18 protein-coding genes are annotated in these 17,842 nt (G+C 70.3%); 9 read left to right on the top strand and 9 right to left on the bottom strand.

Annotated features, from left to right (window positions below):
• Positions 1 to 29: 29 nt before the first annotated feature.
• The 3 genes from JOD31_RS09215 to JOD31_RS09225 all read right to left on the bottom strand — a co-directional run bounded on the left by JOD31_RS09215 (position 30) and on the right by JOD31_RS09225 (position 4,333).
• Positions 30 to 1,823 carry an acyl-CoA dehydrogenase C-terminal domain-containing protein gene (locus JOD31_RS09215; protein WP_204950029.1) on the bottom strand — a complete coding sequence of 598 codons (1,794 nt, stop codon included), beginning with the start codon at positions 1,821 to 1,823 and terminating at the stop codon, positions 30 to 32.
• A gap of 160 nt (positions 1,824 to 1,983) precedes the next feature.
• Positions 1,984 to 2,355 (bottom strand): response regulator, encoded by a 372-nt coding sequence (locus tag JOD31_RS09220; RefSeq protein ID WP_204950030.1) that lies wholly within the window; start codon positions 2,353 to 2,355, stop codon positions 1,984 to 1,986.
• 34 nt (positions 2,356 to 2,389) lie between these two features.
• Positions 2,390 to 4,333, bottom strand: a complete 1,944-nt coding sequence (locus JOD31_RS09225) for a sensor histidine kinase (protein ID WP_204950031.1) — start codon at positions 4,331 to 4,333, stop codon at positions 2,390 to 2,392.
• Positions 4,334 to 4,534: 201 nt separating this feature from the next.
• Between JOD31_RS09225 and JOD31_RS09230 the strand changes: the two genes are divergently transcribed.
• The gene (locus JOD31_RS09230) at positions 4,535 to 7,066 is read left to right on the top strand and encodes a DUF3772 domain-containing protein (RefSeq protein ID WP_204950032.1); all 2,532 of its coding nucleotides are present in this window, start codon (positions 4,535 to 4,537) and stop codon (positions 7,064 to 7,066) included.
• 48 nt (positions 7,067 to 7,114) lie between these two features.
• Positions 7,115 to 7,729 carry a CAP domain-containing protein gene (locus tag JOD31_RS09235; RefSeq protein WP_204950033.1) on the top strand — a complete coding sequence of 205 codons (615 nt, stop codon included), beginning with the start codon at positions 7,115 to 7,117 and terminating at the stop codon, positions 7,727 to 7,729.
• 104 nt (positions 7,730 to 7,833) lie between these two features.
• Here the strand turns inward: JOD31_RS09235 and JOD31_RS09240 are convergent, their stop codons facing one another.
• Positions 7,834 to 8,718 carry a methyltransferase domain-containing protein gene (locus tag JOD31_RS09240; RefSeq protein ID WP_204950430.1) on the bottom strand — a complete coding sequence of 295 codons (885 nt, stop codon included), beginning with the start codon at positions 8,716 to 8,718 and terminating at the stop codon, positions 7,834 to 7,836.
• Positions 8,719 to 8,968: 250 nt separating this feature from the next.
• Between JOD31_RS09240 and JOD31_RS09245 the strand changes: the two genes are divergently transcribed.
• Positions 8,969 to 9,472 carry a DUF2199 domain-containing protein gene (locus tag JOD31_RS09245; protein WP_204950034.1) on the top strand — a complete coding sequence of 168 codons (504 nt, stop codon included), beginning with the start codon at positions 8,969 to 8,971 and terminating at the stop codon, positions 9,470 to 9,472.
• Positions 9,473 to 9,769: 297 nt separating this feature from the next.
• Here the strand turns inward: JOD31_RS09245 and JOD31_RS09250 are convergent, their stop codons facing one another.
• On the bottom strand, positions 9,770 to 10,999 hold the full coding sequence (locus JOD31_RS09250) for an SAM-dependent methyltransferase (RefSeq protein ID WP_204950035.1): 1,230 nt from the start codon (positions 10,997 to 10,999) through the stop codon (positions 9,770 to 9,772).
• A gap of 317 nt (positions 11,000 to 11,316) precedes the next feature.
• On the opposite strand from JOD31_RS09250, the gene JOD31_RS09255 reads away from it, so the two are divergent.
• From JOD31_RS09255 to JOD31_RS09275, 5 genes are all read left to right on the top strand, one after another.
• Positions 11,317 to 12,096, top strand: a complete 780-nt coding sequence (locus tag JOD31_RS09255) for a ComF family protein (protein ID WP_204950036.1) — start codon at positions 11,317 to 11,319, stop codon at positions 12,094 to 12,096.
• A gap of 52 nt (positions 12,097 to 12,148) precedes the next feature.
• Positions 12,149 to 12,406: a glutaredoxin 3 gene (grxC, locus tag JOD31_RS09260; RefSeq protein WP_204950037.1), complete on the top strand. Its 258-nt coding sequence runs from the start codon at positions 12,149 to 12,151 to the stop codon at positions 12,404 to 12,406.
• Positions 12,403 to 13,290 carry a carbon-nitrogen hydrolase family protein gene (locus tag JOD31_RS09265; protein WP_428980903.1) on the top strand — a complete coding sequence of 296 codons (888 nt, stop codon included), beginning with the start codon at positions 12,403 to 12,405 and terminating at the stop codon, positions 13,288 to 13,290. Before grxC ends, JOD31_RS09265 begins: the two co-directional genes overlap by 4 nt.
• 40 nt (positions 13,291 to 13,330) lie before the next feature.
• Entirely contained in the window at positions 13,331 to 13,786 is a 456-nt protein-coding gene (locus JOD31_RS09270; protein ID WP_204950039.1) for a DUF1178 family protein, read from the top strand.
• A 228-nt stretch (positions 13,787 to 14,014) separates the two neighbouring features.
• Positions 14,015 to 14,218, top strand: a complete 204-nt coding sequence (locus JOD31_RS09275) for a hypothetical protein (protein ID WP_204950040.1) — start codon at positions 14,015 to 14,017, stop codon at positions 14,216 to 14,218.
• Here JOD31_RS09275 and JOD31_RS09280 read toward each other — a convergent pair.
• The 4 genes from JOD31_RS09280 to JOD31_RS09295 all read right to left on the bottom strand — a co-directional run bounded on the left by JOD31_RS09280 (position 14,215) and on the right by JOD31_RS09295 (position 16,364).
• The gene (locus JOD31_RS09280) at positions 14,215 to 14,964 is read right to left on the bottom strand and encodes a rhomboid family intramembrane serine protease (RefSeq protein WP_204950041.1); all 750 of its coding nucleotides are present in this window, start codon (positions 14,962 to 14,964) and stop codon (positions 14,215 to 14,217) included. The genes JOD31_RS09275 and JOD31_RS09280 overlap by 4 nt on opposite strands.
• A 118-nt stretch (positions 14,965 to 15,082) precedes the next feature.
• Positions 15,083 to 15,646 (bottom strand): cob(I)yrinic acid a,c-diamide adenosyltransferase, encoded by a 564-nt coding sequence (locus JOD31_RS09285; protein ID WP_204950042.1) that lies wholly within the window; start codon positions 15,644 to 15,646, stop codon positions 15,083 to 15,085.
• A gap of 7 nt (positions 15,647 to 15,653) precedes the next feature.
• Positions 15,654 to 15,848 (bottom strand): twin transmembrane helix small protein, encoded by a 195-nt coding sequence (locus JOD31_RS09290; RefSeq protein WP_204950043.1) that lies wholly within the window; start codon positions 15,846 to 15,848, stop codon positions 15,654 to 15,656.
• Positions 15,849 to 15,857: 9 nt separating this feature from the next.
• The gene (locus JOD31_RS09295; RefSeq protein ID WP_246482406.1) at positions 15,858 to 16,364 is read right to left on the bottom strand and encodes a TspO/MBR family protein; all 507 of its coding nucleotides are present in this window, start codon (positions 16,362 to 16,364) and stop codon (positions 15,858 to 15,860) included.
• A 269-nt stretch (positions 16,365 to 16,633) separates the two neighbouring features.
• Here JOD31_RS09295 and JOD31_RS09300 point away from each other — a divergent pair, with 269 nt between their 5' ends.
• Positions 16,634 to 17,794, top strand: a complete 1,161-nt coding sequence (locus tag JOD31_RS09300) for a hypothetical protein (protein ID WP_204950044.1) — start codon at positions 16,634 to 16,636, stop codon at positions 17,792 to 17,794.
• Positions 17,795 to 17,842 lie beyond the last annotated feature (48 nt).

The following is a 17,842-nucleotide window of genomic DNA, read 5'->3' on the forward strand; positions in this document are numbered from 1 at the left end:
TCCCAGGCGTCCCGACGTCATCGAGCGCGTCAGAAGGCTTCGGCCGGCAGCGCCATCACCGCGTCGGCGCCGGCCGAGATCGCGGCGAGGCGGGCGCCGGTCTCCGGCAGGCAACGCTCCATGAAGAAACGGCCGGTCGTCAGCTTCACGCCCATCGCCGCGGCGTCGCCGGTCCCATCCACGGTCTTGTCGAGCGCGGCGCGCGCGATCTTCGCCCACATGTAGCCGAGCGCGACGAGGCCGAAGAGGTGCATGTAGTCGGTGGCGCCGGCGCCGGCGTTGTCGGGCTTCGCCATGGCGTTCGCCATGAACCACATGGTGGCGGACTGCAGGTCGCCGCGCGCCTTCTTCAGCGGCTCGAGGAAGGGCTTCATCCCCTCGTCGGCGGCGTTCGCGGCGAGGAAGCCGTCGATCTCCTTGAACAGCGCCATGATGGCGCGGCCGCCGTCGCGGCCGAGCTTGCGGCCGACGAGGTCCATGGCCTGAACGCCGTTCGCGCCCTCGTAGATCATGGCGATGCGGGCGTCGCGGACGAACTGCTCCATGCCCCATTCGGCGACGTAGCCATGCCCGCCGAACATCTGCTGAGCCTTCACGGTGTTGTCGAAGCCGACGTCGGTGATCACGCCCTTGATGACGGGGGTGAGCAGGCCCATCAGGTCGTCGCCGGTCTGCTTGTCCTTGGCGTCGTCGCTGGCGTGGCCGACGTCGCCCTTGAGCGAGGTCCACAGGATGAGCGCGCGCGCCGCCTCGTTGAAGGCCTTGATCGACAACAGCGTGCGGCGGACGTCCGGGTGCACGATGATCGGGTCGGCGGGCTTCGCCGCGTCCTGCGCGCCCGTGAGCGCGCGGCCCTGCAGGCGGTCCTTGGCGTAGGCCACGGCGTTCTGGTAGGCGACCTCGGACTGGGCGAGGCCCTGGATGCCGACGCCGAGCCGGGCCTCGTTCATCATCGTGAACATGGCCGGCAGCCCGCGGTGCTCGACGCCCACCAGCCAGCCGGTCGCGCCGTCGTAGTTCATCACGCAGGTGGCGTTGCCGTGAATGCCCATCTTGTGCTCGAGCGAGCCGCAGGACACGCCGTTGCGGTCTCCGAGCGAACCGTCGTCGTTGATGAGCAGCTTCGGCACGACGAACAGCGAGATGCCCTTGGTGCCCTCGGGCGCGCCCTCGATGCGCGCCAGCACTAGATGGACGATGTTCTCGGTCAGGTCGTGCTCGCCGGCCGAGATGAAGATCTTGGTGCCGGTGATGCGGTAGGAGCCGTCGCCGTTCGGGACCGCCTTGGTCTTGATCAGCCCGAGGTCGGTGCCGCAGTGCGGCTCCGTCAGGTTCATGGTGCCGGTCCAGTCCCCGGCGATCATCTTCGGCAGGTAGGTCCGCTTCAGCGCGTCCGATCCGTGCAGAGTCAGAGCCGCGATCGCGCCCTGGGTCAGCCCGGGATACATGGCGAGCGCCATGTTGGCGGAGGAGACGTACTCGTTGACGATCGCGGCCAGCGTGTGCGGCAGGCCCTGGCCGCCGTACTCCGGATCGGCCGAGAGTCCGATCCAGCCGCCTTCGGCGAAGGCGTCGTAGGCGGCCTTGAAGCCCTTCGGGATGGCGACCGACCCGTCGTCCGCGCGCACGCAGCCCTGGACGTCGCCGATCCGGTTCACCGGTTGGAACGCCTCCTCGGCGAGCTTCCCCGTTTCCTGCAGCACCGCTTCGACGACGTCGCGCGAGGCGTCCGAGAAGCCGGGAAGGTTGGCGTGCCGTTCGAAGCCCAGCACGTCGTAGAGCAGGAAGAGCGTATCCTCGACGGGCGCCTTGTAGCTCGGCATAGCGTCTCTCGATCCGAGATGTGTGTATGCACTATAGCGACAGTCCGTCGCGGCTGACCAGCCCCTCCAGGCAAGGAAACACAAACTCGTCGCCGCGCCCCGCAGTCTCTGTCGCGGGCAGGACGCCGTCAAAGCCTAACAGGCTGCGGGCGCGCGCGGACTACCGCGCCGCGGCGAGATGGGCGAGCGCGCGCTCGAGATCGGCCGGCATGAACGGCTTCTGCAACGTCCGCGCGTTGGGATAGCGGTCGATCACGCCGGCCTCGCCGTAGCCGGTCGAAAACACGAACCTGACCCCGCGTTCGGTGAGGGCGTCCGCGACGGGAAAGCTCTTCTCGCCGCCGAGGTTGACGTCGAGCAGCGCGCCGTCGATGTCCTGGCCCTCCAGCGCCTTCATCGCCTGCGCGACGCTGCCGGCCGGGCCGACGACGGTCGCGCCGCAATCAAGCAGCATGTCTTCGATCAGCATTGAGATCATCGCTTCGTCTTCAACGACGAGGATGCGGAGTCCGGAAAGGGATTGGTCTGTCATCTATCGACGGAGGCTCGGGGCGACGGCGCGACAATCACGGCGCCATCACCTTGTGTGACAAGGGAATGCGAAAGGCGCACGTAACGCCGCTCGGAGCAAAGGAAAGCGTCACGGAGCCGCCAAGTTCCTGCGTGGCGCCGCGTTCGATCAGGCGCCGGCCGAATCCGCGGCGCTGCGGGGGTGCGACGATCGGGCCGCCGGACTCGCGCCAGACCAGATCGATCGCCGACTGTTTGACGCTCCAGGACACGACCACCCGCCCTTCCTCGTTCGACAGCGCGCCGAACTTGGCCGCGTTGGTCGCGAGTTCGTGCAGGGCCATGTTCAGCGTCACGGCGGCGGTGGGCGCCAGCAGGATCGTCGGGCCCTGCGAGCCCACCCGGCCCACGCTTCCAGCGGCGTAGGGCGCGAGCGTGTCCACCACGAGTTCGCCCAGCGACGCCGCCGTCCAGGTCTCGCGCATCAGCAGATCGTGCGCCCGGGCGAGCGCGACCAACCGCGCGTCGAGCGCCGTCTCGAACTCCTGCGGCGTGACCGCGTTCATCCGGCTGTGCCGGACGAGCGACTGCACCGTGACGATGTTGTTTCGGACGCGATGGTTCAACTCCGCCACGAGAAGACCGCGGAGCCGCTCGGCCTCGCGGCGTTCGCTGACGTCGATCGCGACGACGAAGAACTCGCCGGGCGAGCCCCCCTCCCCCATGAGGCGGGTGACGGTCGAGACCGCCCACACCTCCGAGCCGTCGGGTCGCAGATACCGCTTTTCGATCCCGAAGGATTCGCCGTCGCGCCCGTTCTGCGCCAAAAGCCGGCGCCACTTCTCGCGATCGACCGGATGGAGCAGCTGCTCCATCGGCACGCCCTGGACGTCGTCGCCGCGGCCGAGCAGACGGCGCATGCTGTCGTTCACGCGCAACACGCGGCCGTCGAGATCGATCTCCGCGAAGCCGACCGCGGTCTGACTGAACAGCGCCGCGAAGCGGCGCTCGCTCTGCTCCATCCGGTGCGTCGCGAGCGCCCGTTCGTAGGCGAGCGACATCCGGTCCACGGCGTCCCGGAACGTCGCGATCTCACGGCTGCGCCACCGGCGCGGGCGATCCGCGTGCACGAAGACGAGCGCGAAGGCGCGCCCCTCCCGCGCGATGGGAACCACGAGGTTGGCCGCGACGCCGATGTCGCTGAACCGCGCGCGCTCCTCGGCCGAAAGGTCAGGATCGGCGTCGAGGTCGTTGCGCACGATGACCTCGCCGGCCGCCGTCGCCATCGCCATGGCGCCGCCGTAATCCGTGAGGTCGTGGCGGCCGGGCCGGACGCTCACGACGCCATCGTCCCGGCGCCATTCGGCGTGGACTAGGCAGATGCGGCCATCTTCGATTTCGCAATAGCCGCAGCGCGACGCGCCGAAGTAACCGCCGAGCGCGGCCACCGTCGTCTCGAGCACCTCAGTCGGCGGACGGCCCCGCTCCGTCGCGGCGCGCAGAAGGTCGCCGATCTGGATCAGAAAATCCTGCGAGCGCACATGAAGCACGCGGTCGGTCGTTTCGTGCCCCTGGTTGAACACGCCCGAGACGCGGCCGTCGTCGCCGAGGATCGGGGTGAAACTGTAGTTCCAGTGGGTGTCTTCGACCACGCCCTGGCGGCGCATCTGCAGCATCTGGTCGTAGGCGACGAAGCCCTTGCTTCCGCCCACCACGCCCTGAAGCTGCGGGCCGACCACGTCCCAGATGTCGCTCCAGACTTCGGCGCCAAGCCGTCCCAGGGCCCAAGGATGGCGTTCGGCGAGAATGGGCGCCCAGGCGTCGTTGTAGATCAGCCGGAGATCATCCCCCCAGTAGACCGCCGTGGGGAAACTGGATTGCAGACAGATGCCGACCGCCACCTTCAGCGACGTCGGCCAGGAGCCGATGGGCCCGAGCGGCGTCGAGGACCAGTCGTGCGCCGCGATGCGCGCCGCCATCTCGCCGCCGCCGCTTAGCACTCCCAATGTCCTCCCACGTTGCGCAATCCCCGGCGGCTGGTCGGGAATCCGTTCGCTTAAAGAGTTATAAGCAAGCGATCAGCCTTAGACAGGGGAGGCGTAACAACAAGCCTCGTGAATCTTGCGTTCGCCCGGCCTTGGCCTCATTCGTGCGAGATGGAACCGGCTGTTCGGCAACCTGCAGAGGCGGCGCCCTCCCCGATGATTCGCACGATCTCCGGCCTCCGGCCCGCCGCCGCGCGGCTCCTTGCCGCCCTCGCCCTCCTGCTCGGGCTCGCGGCCGCCGCAGCGGCGCAGGATCAGGCCGCGCCAGGCGCGGCGCTCGACCAGGCGCGCGCGCAGCTCGACCAGATCGAGGCGACGCTGAAGCGCGACAATCTGGACGATCGCACGCTGAGCGACATGCGCGACCAGATCGAGCCGCTCTCGGTCGCGATCGGTCAGGCGGTCACGGCGCTCGCGCCCCAACTCGCCTCCGCCGACGCGCGGCTGGAGCAGATCGGACCGAAGCCCGCGGACGGCGCGCCCGCCGAAAGCCCAGACGTCGTGAAGGAGCGCGACGCCCAGACGGCCGCGCGACAGAAGATCGACGAGCAGATCAAGCGCGGACGGCTGCTTCAGGTCGAGGCGAGCCAGGTCTCCGACGAAATCACCCAGCGCCGGCGCTTCCTGCTCGCCCAGCGCCTGTTCGAGCGCAGCCGTTCGCTGCTCGATCCCGGGCTCTACATGGACATGATCGCGCAGGCCCCGCGCGACATCCGCAGCATCCAGCTGTTCGCCTCGGACGTCGTCGGCGTCGTCGCGCGCAGCCTGTCGGCCGCGTCGATCGCGCTCGCGCTCACCTCGGCGGCGATCGCGCTCGTCCTGCTGATTCCGGGACGCCGGCTGATCACCACGCTGGGGCACCGGCTCGTGGTCGAACAGATGCCGAAGACGCGCATCCGACGATCCGCGACGGGCGTGCTGTTCGTGCTGGCGTCCACGCTCGGCCCGGTTCTGGGCGTCCTCGCGCTCTACTGGGGCCTGAAGGGCGCGGGCTGGCTGCCCGCGCGCGCCGAGACGCTGGCGGTGGCCTTTGTCTGGGCCGCCGGCTTCCTCGGGCTCGCCTACGGGCTGATGCGCGCCTTCCTGACCCCGAGCCGGCCGTCCTGGCGGCTGGTCGATCTGTCGGACGCCGCCGTCGCCGAGATCAAGAACCAGCCGATGTGGTGCGCTCTGATCTTCGTGATCGGCCGGCTGCTCGACCACTTCAACGAGATGATCGTCGCGAGCCTCTCGGCCTCTATCGTCGTGAACGGCGTCTTCGCGGTGCTGAACGCCGGCGCCTTCGCGCTCGCGCTCCGCCGCATCCGCGCGGCCGAGAAGATCGAGGCGGCGGACAGCGCCGAGAAGGACGAGCGGCTCGGCAGCTTGTTCTTCTCGCTTCTCAGGATCGTCGCCTGGGTCGCGGTCGCCGTGATCCTCGCCGCCGCCGCCGCCGGCTACGTCTCGCTCGCCCAGTTCCTCGCGAACCAGGTGATCTGGATCGCGACGGTGATGTCGCTGCTGACGCTGCTGCTGATCTTCGTCGACGACCTCTGCACCTCGGGCCTGTCGGCCGAGACGCGGTTCGGCCGCTCGGCCAGCGAGGCCGTCGGCATCCGGCCGGCGGCGCTGGAGCAGATCGGCGTGCTGCTGTCCGGGCTCGTGCGGGTGATCCTGATCGGCGTCGCCGCGCTGTTCGTGCTCGCGCCCTGGGGGCTCGAGACCACCGACGTGTTTGTCTGGCTGCGGCTCGGAGTGACGGGCTTCCAGGTCGGCGGCATCACCATATCGCTCTCCGGCATCCTGGGCGCGATCCTGCTGGTCGCGATCGGCTTCGCGCTGACCAAGGCCGTCCAGCGCTGGCTCGACCGCGACCTGCTGCCGAAGACCCGGATGGACGCCGGCCTCAAGGCCTCGATCAACACCGGCGTCGGCTATCTCGGCGGCCTCGGCGTGATCGTGCTGGCGGTGTCGAATCTGGGCTTCAGCCTCGACCGGCTCGCGATCGTCGCCGGCGCGCTCTCGGTCGGCATCGGCTTCGGCCTGCAGGCGGTGATCTCGAACTTCGTCTCGGGCGTGATCCTGCTGGCGGAGCGCCCCATCAAGGCGGGCGACTGGATCGTGATCGGCTCCGATCAGGGCAACGTCCGCCGCATCTCGGTGCGCTCGACCGAAATCGAGCTGTTCGACCGCTCCACGCTGATCGTGCCGAACTCCGACTTCATCACCAAGAGCGTGAAGAACGTGACGCACGGCGCGCCGATCGGACGCGTCCAGATCGAGCTCACGGTCGCCGCCGACGTCGACCCGGTCGAAGTGAAGCGCATCCTGCTCGAGGTGGCGAAGAAGCACAGCTCGGTGCTCGCCTTCCCCGAACCTCAGGTGTTCTTCAACCTTCTCGGCAAGAGCGACAACGTCTACGCCCTGTTCGCCAACGTCGCGAGCCCGCGGCAGGCCTCCAGCGTGAAGAGCGACCTGAACTTCGCGCTGGTGAAGGCCTTCAAGGACCAGGGCGTCGCGATCGGCGGCGCGGCCGGCCCCAGCATGGTCGAGGCCGTCGACCGGCTGGGCGAGGCGCTGCGGTCGGGAATGAGCCCCGCCGCGCTCGCGGCTCAAGCCGAGGCGCCCCGCCGCCATGACGCCTCGGACGCGCCGCTCGCGGAAACCCCGCCGGCGGAGCCGCAATCGCCGCCGTCAACCAAGGCTTAAGCCGCGGCGCCGCTCATCCTGTCCCCCCGCATGTCCGGAGCGCCGTCCATGGTCCCCACTGTCTCCCGCGCCGCGGCGCTCGCTCTCGTCGCGACGCTCGCCGGCTGCTCGACGGCGCCCGTCGCCCCTCCGCCGTCCTCGACGCCGAGCGTCTACCAGAGCATGTCGAAACCGGGCGCCAGCCTCGACCGTCGCGCCGCCGCGGAGATGATCTCGGAGTTCCGCCGCGGGAACGGGCTGCCGCCGGTGACGCTCGACCCTGCGCTCAACCGGATGGCGCAGGAGCAGGCCGACGCCATGGCGCGCAACGACAAGCTCAGCCACTCCGTCGGCGGCACGCTGAAGGAGCGCATCGCGCGTTCGGGCTACCGCAACGCGCTGGTGGTGGAGAACATCGGCGCGGGCCACGACACGCTGGCCGACGCCTTCACCGGCTGGCGGCACTCCCCGCCGCACATGAAGAACATGCTGGCCCCGAAGGTCACGCGCATCGGCATCGCCTCCGCCCGCGCCCCCTCGAGCCGCTTCGAGGTGTTCTGGGCCATGGTCCTGGCCGATCCCAACGACCCGCGCCCGCTGCCCGGCGCCATGGCCGCCGCCCAGCCCGCCCCTGCGCGTCCGGGCGAGTCGCTGACGATCAACGGGGTCCCGGTGGCGCGCTGACGCGCGCTCTTCCCTTCTCCCCCTGCGGGAGAAGATGTCGCATAAGCGCCGGATGAGGGGTCGTCTCGGACATCCTGAAGGGTGACGAAGGCGCCGATCGTCCTTCACCCCTTCCCCGGAAACTCCCCTTCGGGCACGCCAAGCGCGTCGGCGAGGCGCGCGCGGGCGGAGCCGGGCTTCAGCGGCTTCTGCTGCTCCGGATGCGGCGCCCAGCCCGACAGCCAGGCGACGTCGAACGTCGCGCGCACCCGGCCGTCGGCGTCGGCGAACCGCTCGGCGTAGAGCGCGATCGCGCGGGCGAGCGTCGCCCGCCGCAGCGGACCGCGCCTTCGCTCCAGCAGGACGTTGGTCGCGCCCCAGGCGCGCAGGTCCGCCATCAGCGCGAGCGCATGCGGATAGCGCACCGTCACGCGGTCGACGTCCGCGACCGGCAGCGCGAAGCCCGCCCGCTGCAGCAGCGCGCCCAGCGCCCGCACGTCGGCGAAGGGCAGCACGCGCGGGCTCAAGCCGCCCTCGACCTCGCCCTCGGCCGCCGCGAAGGCCTGCCGCAGCTCCGTCAGGGTCTCGCCGCCGAGCAGGGCGGCGAGAAACAGCCCGTCCGGCCGCAGCATGCGCCGCACCTGAGCGAGCGCTCCCGGAAGGTCGTCGACCAATTGCAGCGCCAGCGACGAGACCACGAGGTCGAAGCTCTCGGGCGCGAACGGCGAAGCCGCCGGATCGCACACGAGGTCCGCCCCGGCCTCGGCCCGCGCCGCCGCCCGGACGACCCGGCCGGCGCCCGGACGCGCCCGCAGAACGGCGGCGGCCTCCGCCCCGGCCGAGACGAGGTCGAGCGCGTCGCCGAACGGCCGCAGCGTCGCGGCCAGCCGGTCCTCAAGGTCCTCGGCCACCCGCCGCCGCAGGAAGTCGGGCCCGCCGCCGGCCGAGGCCGCGCGCGTGAGCCGAAGGCCGAGCGCGCGGCGGTCGATGAGGGCAGGGACGGTGGTCATGGGCGACAGATAGGCCGCCGCGGCGATCAGGTCACCCATTGTGACGACGGCAACGTCTGGAGCGGGAAAGCCCCTCGACCGGATCGCGTTGGGCGATCCGGTCCCTCCCCCCGAGGAGAGGTGAAGACCCCGCGTCTTTCGCCAGACGTCAGCTTATCATTTTGACGCCTACGCGCCCCGCGGTCCGTTGACTGTTCCACGGACCTGATTTCTACTTATGCGCGAACTGACGTCGGACCGGGGGCGGGCGATGGCGCTGTATCGGTGGAGCTGTGCGTGCTGCGGCGTGGAGCATGACGAGCTGCCCACATGCTGGAGCGTCCCGTCGCCCTTCGATCTTCTGCCGGAGGAGGAACGCGAACGGCGCGCGATCTTCAACCGCGACTCGGGGATCCTGGACGACAAGACGTTTTACGTCCGCGGCGGAATCTACATCCCCATCCACGGCATGGACGAGCCTCTCGCCTGGGACGTGTGGGTGTCGCTGTCGGAGGCCAGCTGGAACGCGATGGCCGAGACCTGGGACGATCCGGACCGGCACGAGACGACCGGCCCGTTCTTCGGATGGCTCCACAGCTCGCTTCCCTACGCGGAAGAGACCCGCAGCCTGAAGACCATGGTGCACATCCAGCCGCCGGGCCAGATCCCCTGGATCGAGGTCGAGCCCACCGCCCATCCTCTTGCGATCGAGCAGGAATTCGGCGTTACCGTCGAGCGCGTCGCGGAGATCGCGGCGCGCCTTCTGGCGCACTGACGACGACCTCCGCCTCGGTGCCCATCTTCGCCCGCTCGGGCCGGCGCCGGGATCCGCGACAGTCTTCCCTGTCTGCGAAGGGCGAGCCTCGGTCGTCATTCCCCGGTTTATCCGGGGAATCCAGGCCAGCTCGCGCCCGGCGGGGGTCGACTGGATGCCCCGGATAAACCGGGGCATGACGCGCGCGCTTTCAGGCCGGGTCGGAGCTCACGCCGACGCCGAGAAGACGGTGGCCTCCCTCTTCCTCGCGAGAGAGGTCGCCGCGAAGCCGCGGGTGAGGGCCCAGGCCGCCCCGCCTCAATCCGGCCGTCGCTCGCCCGCCTGCAGCCGCGCTTCGGCCTCGCCCAGGTAGTCGCGGGTCTTCGGGACGGCGTCGACGTCCTTGGTGAGCTGGATCTGGAAGACCATGTGCTTGCCGTGGCGGAACGAGAACTCGGCGGTGATGAGGTAGAACTCCCACATCCGGCAGAAGCGCTCGCCGAGCAGCGCCGCGGCCTGCGCGCGGTTTTGCTGGAAGCGGCGCTCCCAGTGCACGAGCGTGTCGGCGTAGTGCATGCGCCAGATCTCGATGTCGGTCGCCCAGAGCTTGGCGCCCTCGATCGCGGTCAGGGTCTCGGACAGGGCCGGCGAGTAGCCGCCGGGGAAGATGTACTTCTTCACCCAGGCGCCGGTGATCCCCGGGCCGCCTTTGCGGCCGATCGAGTGCAGCAGCGCGACGCCGTCCGGCTTCAGCAGCTTCGAGACCTTGGCGAAGAAGGCCGGGAAGTTCTTGACGCCGACATGCTCGAACATGCCGACGGAGACGATGCGGTCGAACGGGCCTTCGACGTCGCGGTAGTCCATCAGCTCGAAGCGCACCCGGTCCGACAGGCCCTTCGCCGCGGCCCGCTCGATCGCGAGCGCGCGCTGCTCCTTCGACAGCGTGACGCCGACGACCTCGACCCCGCAGTTCTCGGCCAGATAGATCGCCATCGAGCCCCAGCCGGAGCCGATGTCGAGCACACGCTGGCCGGGCTTGAGGTCGAGCTTCGCCGCGATGTGGCGGAGCTTCGCCACCTGCGCCTGCTCGAGCGTATCGTCGGCGGAGCGGAAATAGGCGCAGGAGTAGTTCAGGCCCTCATCGAGGAAGAGCCGGTACATCTCGTTCGAGAGGTCGTAATGGGCCTCGACGTTCTTCTTCGACAGCGCCGTGGTGTTGGAGCGCGCCCAGCGCTTGAGCGTCTTCAAGCCGCGGCGCAGCGCCTTCTGGATCGGCTGGGCGCGCAGGTTGGTGCGGTTCAGCGCGTAGATCGAGAGGAAGTCGCGCAGCGTGCCCTGCTCGATGGTGAGCCGGCCGTCCATGTAGGCCTCGCCCGCCTTCAGCTCCGGATTGAGCAGCAGGTCGCGCGCGACCTTGGCGTCGTGGAACTTGAGCGTCACGGCCGGACCGGGTTCGCCGGAATGGCTGTGGCGGACGCCGGTATGGTCGATGATCGTGAGCGAGCCGCGCCCGACGAAACGGCGTAGCATGGCTTGGAACAGATCCATCGGCGGCTCCGGGCGTGAAAGGCTGGGCGCTTGATTAGAACAGAGAGCGCGATCCCGCACCGTCTTTGTGCAGGCCTTGGGCGCGCTTCGCGCCGGCGCGCTGCTGCGCCGGTCTTGCGGGGCTCAGTCATCCGATCTCGAAACGCGCCGTCGCGGGCCCCCTCTCCCCTCGCGGGAGAGGGTAGGGGTGAGGGGTCGTCCGGGACGCCCTCATTTTGGTTCAGGATGGTCCAGACGACCCCTCATCCGGCGCTCCGCGCCACCTTCTCCCTCAAGGGGAGAAGGGAAGGTGGCAGCCGCGCGTCCGAGAGACGCCGATGAGCGCGGTCGACGAGGCCGCCGCGCCCCTCCTCGCCCGCGTCCGCGCGCCCCTCGTGCGGCTCGGCCGGCGCGCGCTCGATCTCGCGCTGCCGCCCCAGTGCCTGGCCTGCGCGACGCCGGTCGCCGACATGGGCGGGCTCTGCGTCGCGTGCTGGAGCGGGCTGAAAGCGATCGAGCGGCCATTCTGCGAGCGGCTGGGGACCCCGTTCCCCGCCGACTTCGGTCCCGGCCTGGTGTCGCCCAAGGCGCTCGCGAGCCCGCCGGCCTGGGACCGGGCGCGCGCGGTGGCTCGGTTCGACGGCACGGCCCGCACGCTGGTCCACCGCCTGAAGTACGGCGACGGGACCCATCTCGCGGACGCGCTCGGCGGCATGATGGCGCGTGCCGGCCACGAACTGCTGGCGCCCGAAACGCTTCTGCTGCCCGTGCCGCTGCACCGGGGGAGGCTGTGGCGCCGGCGGTTCAACCAGTCGGCGCTGCTCGCCCGCAGGATCGCCGCGCTCTCGGGCGCGGAGCTCGCGCTCGATCTCCTGGTGCGCGCCAAGGCCACCCGGCCCCAGGTCGGCCTCAGCGGCCGCGAGCGAGCCGAAAACCTCGCGGGGGCCTTCCGCCTCGGCGAGGAGGGGAAGGCGCGGATCGCCGGGCGGCCGGTCGTTCTCGTGGACGACGTGATGACGACCGGGGCTACCGTCGACCGCCTCGCCCGGCTCGTGCGGCGCGCGGGCGCAGGGTCCGTGGACGCGCTGGTGTTCGCGCTGGTTGTGAACGACGGCTGACAGCCTATATCGTGGCGCTTTCGCCCCTTCGGTCCTTTGCGTCGAGGTTTCGATGCCCACGGTGACGATCTACTCCCGCGTCGGCTGCCCCTATTGCGACATGGCCAAGAGCCTGCTGCGCCAAAAGAGCGTGGCCTTCGACGAGATCGACGTCGGCCGCGCGCCGGACAGGAGACCCGAGATGATCGCGAAATCCGGAGGCCGCACCACGGTGCCGCAGATCTTCATCGACGGACGCCACGTGGGCGGCTGCGACGATCTCTACGCCCTCGACGAAGGCGGCGGTCTCGACCCGCTGCTGGCGGCGTGACGGCGATGGCGGAGAACTCCAGGAGTTTCGTCGCCGCCTGCGCGCAGATGCGCTCGGGCAAGGACATGACCGCCAACGTCGACGCCGCGGCCAAGCTGATCCGCGAAGCGGCGGAGAGCGGCGCGGCCTACGTCCAGACCCCGGAGATGACCAACATCCTGGTGCGTTCCCGCGACGAACTCTTCGCCGCGATCATGCCGGAGAACGTCTGCCCGACGCTGGCCGCGTTCCAGGAGCTCGCGCGCGGCCTCGAGGTCTATGTCCATCTCGGGTCGCTCGCGGTGAAGCTTGACGGCCACCGGGCGGCGAACCGGAGCTTCGTGATCGACCCCGAGGGCGAGATCGTCGCGCGCTACGACAAGATCCACATGTTCGACGTCGATCTTCCGAACGGCGAGAGCTGGCGCGAGAGCGCGACCTACCGGCCGGGCGAATCCGCCGTCGGCGTCGACCTGCCCTGGGGGCGGCTGGGGCTCACCGTCTGCTACGACGTCCGCTTCCCGACGCTGCACCGGGCCCTGGCCGAGACCGGCGCCGAGGCGATCGCCTCCCCCGCCGCCTTCACCCGGCAGACCGGCGAGGCGCACTGGCACGTGCTGCTGCGCTCGCGCGCGATCGAGACTGGCTCCTTCGTCATCGCGGCCGCCCAGGGCGGCAAGCACGACGACGGCCGCGAGACCTATGGCCACAGCCTGATCATCGACCCCTGGGGCCGCGTGCTGGCGGAAGCCGACCACGACCGCCCGGGGGTGATCCTGGCGGAGATCGACCTCGCGCAGTCCGCCGAGGCCCGCCGCCGCATCCCGGCGCTCGAGAACGGGCGGCGCTTCGGCGTGCTGCCCCAGACCTCGGACCCGACCCCGCTGCGCGACGTCGGGACGTGAGACCCGGCGCCGACCCAGCCGTCAACCCGATCGTTCGCCCATGATCCGCTATCAACTGACCTGCGCCGCGGGCCACGGCTTCGACGGCTGGTTCCGCTCTTCCGCCGATTTCGACGGCCAGGCGGAGCGCGGCCTTTTGTCCTGCCCCGCCTGCGGTTCGGCCGAGGTGCGCAAGGCGCTGATGGCGCCGGCGGTGGCGACCTCGTCCGACGTCGCGAGGGCCGCGGTCGAGTCCGCCTCCCCGGCCGAGCCGGTCACGCTCGTCTCCGAGAAGGACAAGGCGTTGCGCGCGATGCTTCGGGAGCTCCGCGAGCACGTGACGCGAAACGCCGAAGACGTCGGCGAGCGGTTTCCCGAGATCGCCCGGCAGATCCACGCCGAGGAGATCGAGCCCCGTTCGATCTACGGCAAAGCCACGTTCGAGGAGGCGAAGGCGCTGGCCGAGGAGGGCGTCGCCGTCCATCCGCTGCCGCGTTTTCCCGACGACGGAAACTGACCGGCGGCCATGCGTTTCGGGGCTTGACACAGCCTCCGATCGGCGTATTTCAGCGCGCATCCGCAGCGGCTTACGCCGTTCGCGGCTCCACAGGAATTCGACCCTTTATGCCAAGCGACAGTAGTCGATGGACCGCGCCGTACGCGGCCGTTCGCGAGCGTCTCGCCTGATCGCTTGATCGGGCTCGCCCGCGACCGGCCCGTGCGGCCGGTCGGACGAGGTGAGCCAATGACCTTCCCCAAGCGCGCCCCCGGGCGCATCGCAGCCGAGTTCGAGGCCGCCCCGCGTGAGCGCGGCGGCGATCTCGCCATGATCATCCTGCTTGCGCTGGTGTTCGCGCCGATTGTCGCGATGCACGTGGCCTTCGCGTCCGACGGCGGCGCGGAGCCGGCCGCGCCCGTGGCGCAGGCCATGGCCGTCGGCGCGCGCTAGGCCGACCGCTCTTCCAGCGTCGGCGCCGGCTGGCGGCGGCGCTCGATGCGCTCCGCCAGGCCCCGGTCGAACAGGTGCACGTCGCGCCGCTTGAGCGCGACCACCAGGGCGCCCCCGGTGAGGAAACCGCCGACGTGCGCCCACCAGGCGATCTGGGCGCCCTCGCCCGCGAGCAGGGCGTTGCCGGCCTGGAAAACCACCCAGGCGCCGATGATCCAGAAGGCGCGAAGCCGCAGCGGGATCCGGTAGAACACCAGCACCCAGACCTTCACCTGCGGGTGCAGCATCACGTAGGCCGCGACCACGCCCGCGACGACGCCCGAGCCGCCGACCAGCGGCGCGTCCGCGTTGGCCGCGCCGGCGGCGTGGGCGAGGCCCGAGCCGACCCCGCAGAGCGCCAGGAACAGCAGGTAGCGGGCACGACCGAGGTCGTCCTCGACGTTGTCGCCGAAGACCCACAGGAACATCATGTTGCCGATGAGGTGCAGCCAGCCGCCGTGCAGCACGATCGAGGTCACGAGCGTGGCCCAGGCCGGCACCCGCTCATAGCCCGCCGGCAATACCGCCTCGCCGAACAGCACGCTGGGGATGAGCCCGAACGAGACCACCGAGGCCTGGCGCGCGTCGATCACGAGGCCGGACTGGAACACGACGAAGATCGCGATCGAGACGCCCATGAAGGCATAGGTCACCCATGGCCGCCCGATGTGGCGGTGGGGAGCGTCGTCCAGGAAGGGGACGAACATGGCGGTCTCGACCCGTCAAGCGCGGCTGCGGCCTCCTGCGGGCCGGCGCGCTTCCGCAAATATGGCGGCGCGTGCGACCGTCACAAGCGCTCGGGCGCGCAGCCCGGCGATTGGCGCGTCAGCGTGTCTTTCCGGGCGCCCAGAGCACGTCGCCCTGGCCGAGGTTCGCGACCCGCGCGGCGACGAACAGGAAGTCCGACAGCCGGTTGACGTAGGCGAGCGCCGGCTTCGACACTGGCTCGCGCTCCGCGAGCGCCGTCATCAGCCGCTCGGCGCGGCGGGCGATGGTGCGCGCGAGGTGGAGGTTCGCGGCGAGCGCCGTTCCCGCCGGCAGCACGAAGGACTTCAACGGCTCGAGCCGCGCGTTGAGCGCGTCGATGTCGGCCTCGAGCCGGTCGACCTGGCTCTGGACGATCCGCAGCGGCTCGTAGCCCAGGTCCTCGCCGGTGTCGGGCGTCGCGAGATCGGCGCCGAGGTCGAACATCTCGTTCTGGACCCGCGACAGGATGGCGTCGAGCTCCGGCTCGGCGTGCAGCCGGGCAAGCCCGATCGCGGCGTTGGCCTCGTCGACGGCGCCGTAGGAGTCCACCCGCAGGTCGTGCTTCGGACGTCTGGGGCCGGACGCCAGCCCCGTGGTGCCGTCGTCGCCGGTGCGCGTGTAGATCTTGTTGAGCTTGACCATTTCGGCGTCAGGACCCCATCGCCCAGACCGTCGCCATGATGATGACGATCGCCACGAACTGCAGTCCGACGCGCCAGCGCATCAGCTTCTGCGACCGATTGGGATCGCCGCCCCGCATCATGTTGAAGAGGCCGAGAATGAGGACGACGGCGACCGCGCCGACCGCCGCCGGCACCGCGTAGCCCGAGAGAAGATCGGCCATGGGGGACCCTCAGTTCAGGAACAGGATCGACGCGTTCAGCGCCGTGGCGAAGGCGACCCACGCCAGATAGGGGTGCAGCAGCCCGGCCGCGAGCCCGTCGATCGACCGAAACGTCAGGATCGTCCAGACGATCGCGGCGAGCAGCGCCAGGATGACCCCGAGCCCCAGCCCCGGGTTCTGCGCGCCGAAGAAGGCGAAGGACCAGGCGACGTTGAGCGCGAACTGCACGGCGTAGGCCGTCAGCGCGCGCCGCCGCGCCGCGCCCTCCCCGATCACCGCGACGCGCCAGAGCGACACCGCCATGAGCGCGTAGAGGATCGTCCAGGCGATCGGGAACGCGAGCTTCGGCGGGTTGAACGAGGGCTTCGCCAGCCCGTCGTACCAGGGAAGGTTCGGAACGGTCACCGCCGAGCCGAGCTGGGACGCGGCCAAGCTCAGCGCGAGCGCGCCGGCCAGGATCAGCAACGAGCGCGGCGAGCGCCAGGCGGGACGGGCGGGACGCAGGGGGGCGGTCATGCGCCAGACATAGCGCGCGACGCGTGCTTTCGCGAGGCCGGGCGCGGGTCGGCCGTGTTGAGCGACACGCCAAAATCGTCTAAGGACGACGGCATTCCTGACGTCAGCGCCTGAAGGGAGGCGACCGATGCTTATCGATCATCGCCTCGGCCTGAGGCCGCAAGACATTTGAAGCGCCGCCGCGGCCAACGCGCCGCGGCTCTGTCGCTTCTTGGTCAGACGTTCGCCGCACGTCGGTTCGCCGCGGCCGGCGCTTGGGATTTTCTTTCATGTTTTCCGCCACGTCCTGCGCCCTTACGGGGCGCAGCCTTCGATCCACTGCGCCGTCGGCGACGGAGCGCGCTCTCGCCCGCTTTCCCTCCCCGCAGGGGTGTTCGATCCGCAGGCTCGCGCGGCGAGATCCGCGCCTCGCCGATCTTGCGCTCAGCTTTCCCGGCCTGCTTGCGACCCTCGCCGCGCCAAAGGGGAGCTTCGACCCGGAGCCTGCGATCGCAGCGATCGAAAGGGGCGCCGCGCTGAAGCTGGCCGCCGCGCTGGCGGCGGTCCCGATGTGGACGCGCCGCCTGCCGCCTGAGGCCTTTGCCGCCGCCGACCTCCGTCGCCTGCCGGACGGCGACCGCTTTCGCCGCCAAATAGCGAACGCCGTGCCCAAGCGTCCCGCGGGCGCCGCGCGGTGGCTCCAGATGGTCTCGGAAGCGGCGCTCTGGGGCGACGACGCCTTCGTGCTCTGGACTGCGCGTGAGGCGCCGTCGCTACGGTCGCGGAGGGGATCGGCCGTCGTGCGACCTCTGGCGCTCTATGCGTTTTACTCCCGGAACCCGGCCACCTCGGCCGGGGCGATCGTCGACCGGCTCTGGTCGCCGAAGCTCGGTGCCCCAGCGGCGCTCGAGGGCGCCGAAGCGTGGCTCATCGCGGCGGAACTTCGCGCGCACATGGCCGCTCCCACATCGTCGTGCGGCCTGAAACCCGGGCGCATCCTCGATGCAGACCTCGTGCCCCTCCTCTCGGAAAGCGACGTCGTCGAGGAGGCGATCGCGATGCGGAACTGCCTCCGCCGGTTCGGCCCGCAGGTTCGCCGTCAGGGGCAGAGCTTGTGGAGCCTTCGCCGTGGCGAACGCCGGGTCGCGACCCTACGCATAGGCTACCCGCGCGGCAGTCCGATTCTCGGCGTGCTCGAATTCCGTGGCCCAAACAACGCGGACGTCGACCTGGAGCTGTGGGCGGCGGTTCACCGCTGGCTCGGCGCCCACAACTTGGCGTCGATCCGGCCGGAGATCGTGGGCTGGCGGCCTGAAGTGATCGACCGGACGATTTGGGCCGAGCTGTGGCGACCGTATTGGCTGGCGCTTGGCCGCTTCCCAGCTTGGCTCCCGCTTCGGCCGTCCTCGGCCGCGCTTGAGGGCCTCAAGGACGAGATCCGCTGGAGGTGAGCGTGTCGTGGACCGTCGCGCAGGCCCGTTGGGTCCGAGCGACGGTCC

Origin of the sequence: Methylopila capsulata (assembly GCF_016907975.1) — a bacterium.
GTDB lineage: Bacteria > Pseudomonadota > Alphaproteobacteria > Rhizobiales > Methylopilaceae > Methylopila > Methylopila capsulata.

What these genes read in the sequence shown, in the direction of transcription:
- JOD31_RS09275 (WP_204950040.1), top strand. Translation starts at nt 14,015, where the DNA reads ATGACCTTCCCCAAGCGCGCCCCCGGGCGCATCGCAGCCGAGTTCGAG.
- JOD31_RS09255 (WP_204950036.1), top strand. Translation starts at nt 11,317, where the DNA reads ATGAGCGCGGTCGACGAGGCCGCCGCGCCCCTCCTCGCCCGCGTCCGC.
- JOD31_RS09230 (WP_204950032.1), top strand. Translation starts at nt 4,535, where the DNA reads ATGATTCGCACGATCTCCGGCCTCCGGCCCGCCGCCGCGCGGCTCCTT.
- JOD31_RS09285 (WP_204950042.1), bottom strand. Translation starts at nt 15,646, where the DNA reads ATGGTCAAGCTCAACAAGATCTACACGCGCACCGGCGACGACGGCACC.
- JOD31_RS09235 (WP_204950033.1), top strand. Translation starts at nt 7,115, where the DNA reads ATGGTCCCCACTGTCTCCCGCGCCGCGGCGCTCGCTCTCGTCGCGACG.
- JOD31_RS09245 (WP_204950034.1), top strand. Translation starts at nt 8,969, where the DNA reads ATGGCGCTGTATCGGTGGAGCTGTGCGTGCTGCGGCGTGGAGCATGAC.
- JOD31_RS09215 (WP_204950029.1), bottom strand. Translation starts at nt 1,823, where the DNA reads ATGCCGAGCTACAAGGCGCCCGTCGAGGATACGCTCTTCCTGCTCTAC.
- grxC (WP_204950037.1), top strand. Translation starts at nt 12,149, where the DNA reads ATGCCCACGGTGACGATCTACTCCCGCGTCGGCTGCCCCTATTGCGAC.
- JOD31_RS09295 (WP_246482406.1), bottom strand. Translation starts at nt 16,364, where the DNA reads ATGACCGCCCCCCTGCGTCCCGCCCGTCCCGCCTGGCGCTCGCCGCGC.
- JOD31_RS09240 (WP_204950430.1), bottom strand. Translation starts at nt 8,718, where the DNA reads ATGACCACCGTCCCTGCCCTCATCGACCGCCGCGCGCTCGGCCTTCGG.
- JOD31_RS09250 (WP_204950035.1), bottom strand. Translation starts at nt 10,999, where the DNA reads ATGGATCTGTTCCAAGCCATGCTACGCCGTTTCGTCGGGCGCGGCTCG.
- JOD31_RS09280 (WP_204950041.1), bottom strand. Translation starts at nt 14,964, where the DNA reads ATGTTCGTCCCCTTCCTGGACGACGCTCCCCACCGCCACATCGGGCGG.
- JOD31_RS09290 (WP_204950043.1), bottom strand. Translation starts at nt 15,848, where the DNA reads ATGGCCGATCTTCTCTCGGGCTACGCGGTGCCGGCGGCGGTCGGCGCG.
- JOD31_RS09300 (WP_204950044.1), top strand. Translation starts at nt 16,634, where the DNA reads ATGTTTTCCGCCACGTCCTGCGCCCTTACGGGGCGCAGCCTTCGATCC.
- JOD31_RS09270 (WP_204950039.1), top strand. Translation starts at nt 13,331, where the DNA reads ATGATCCGCTATCAACTGACCTGCGCCGCGGGCCACGGCTTCGACGGC.
- JOD31_RS09220 (WP_204950030.1), bottom strand. Translation starts at nt 2,355, where the DNA reads ATGACAGACCAATCCCTTTCCGGACTCCGCATCCTCGTCGTTGAAGAC.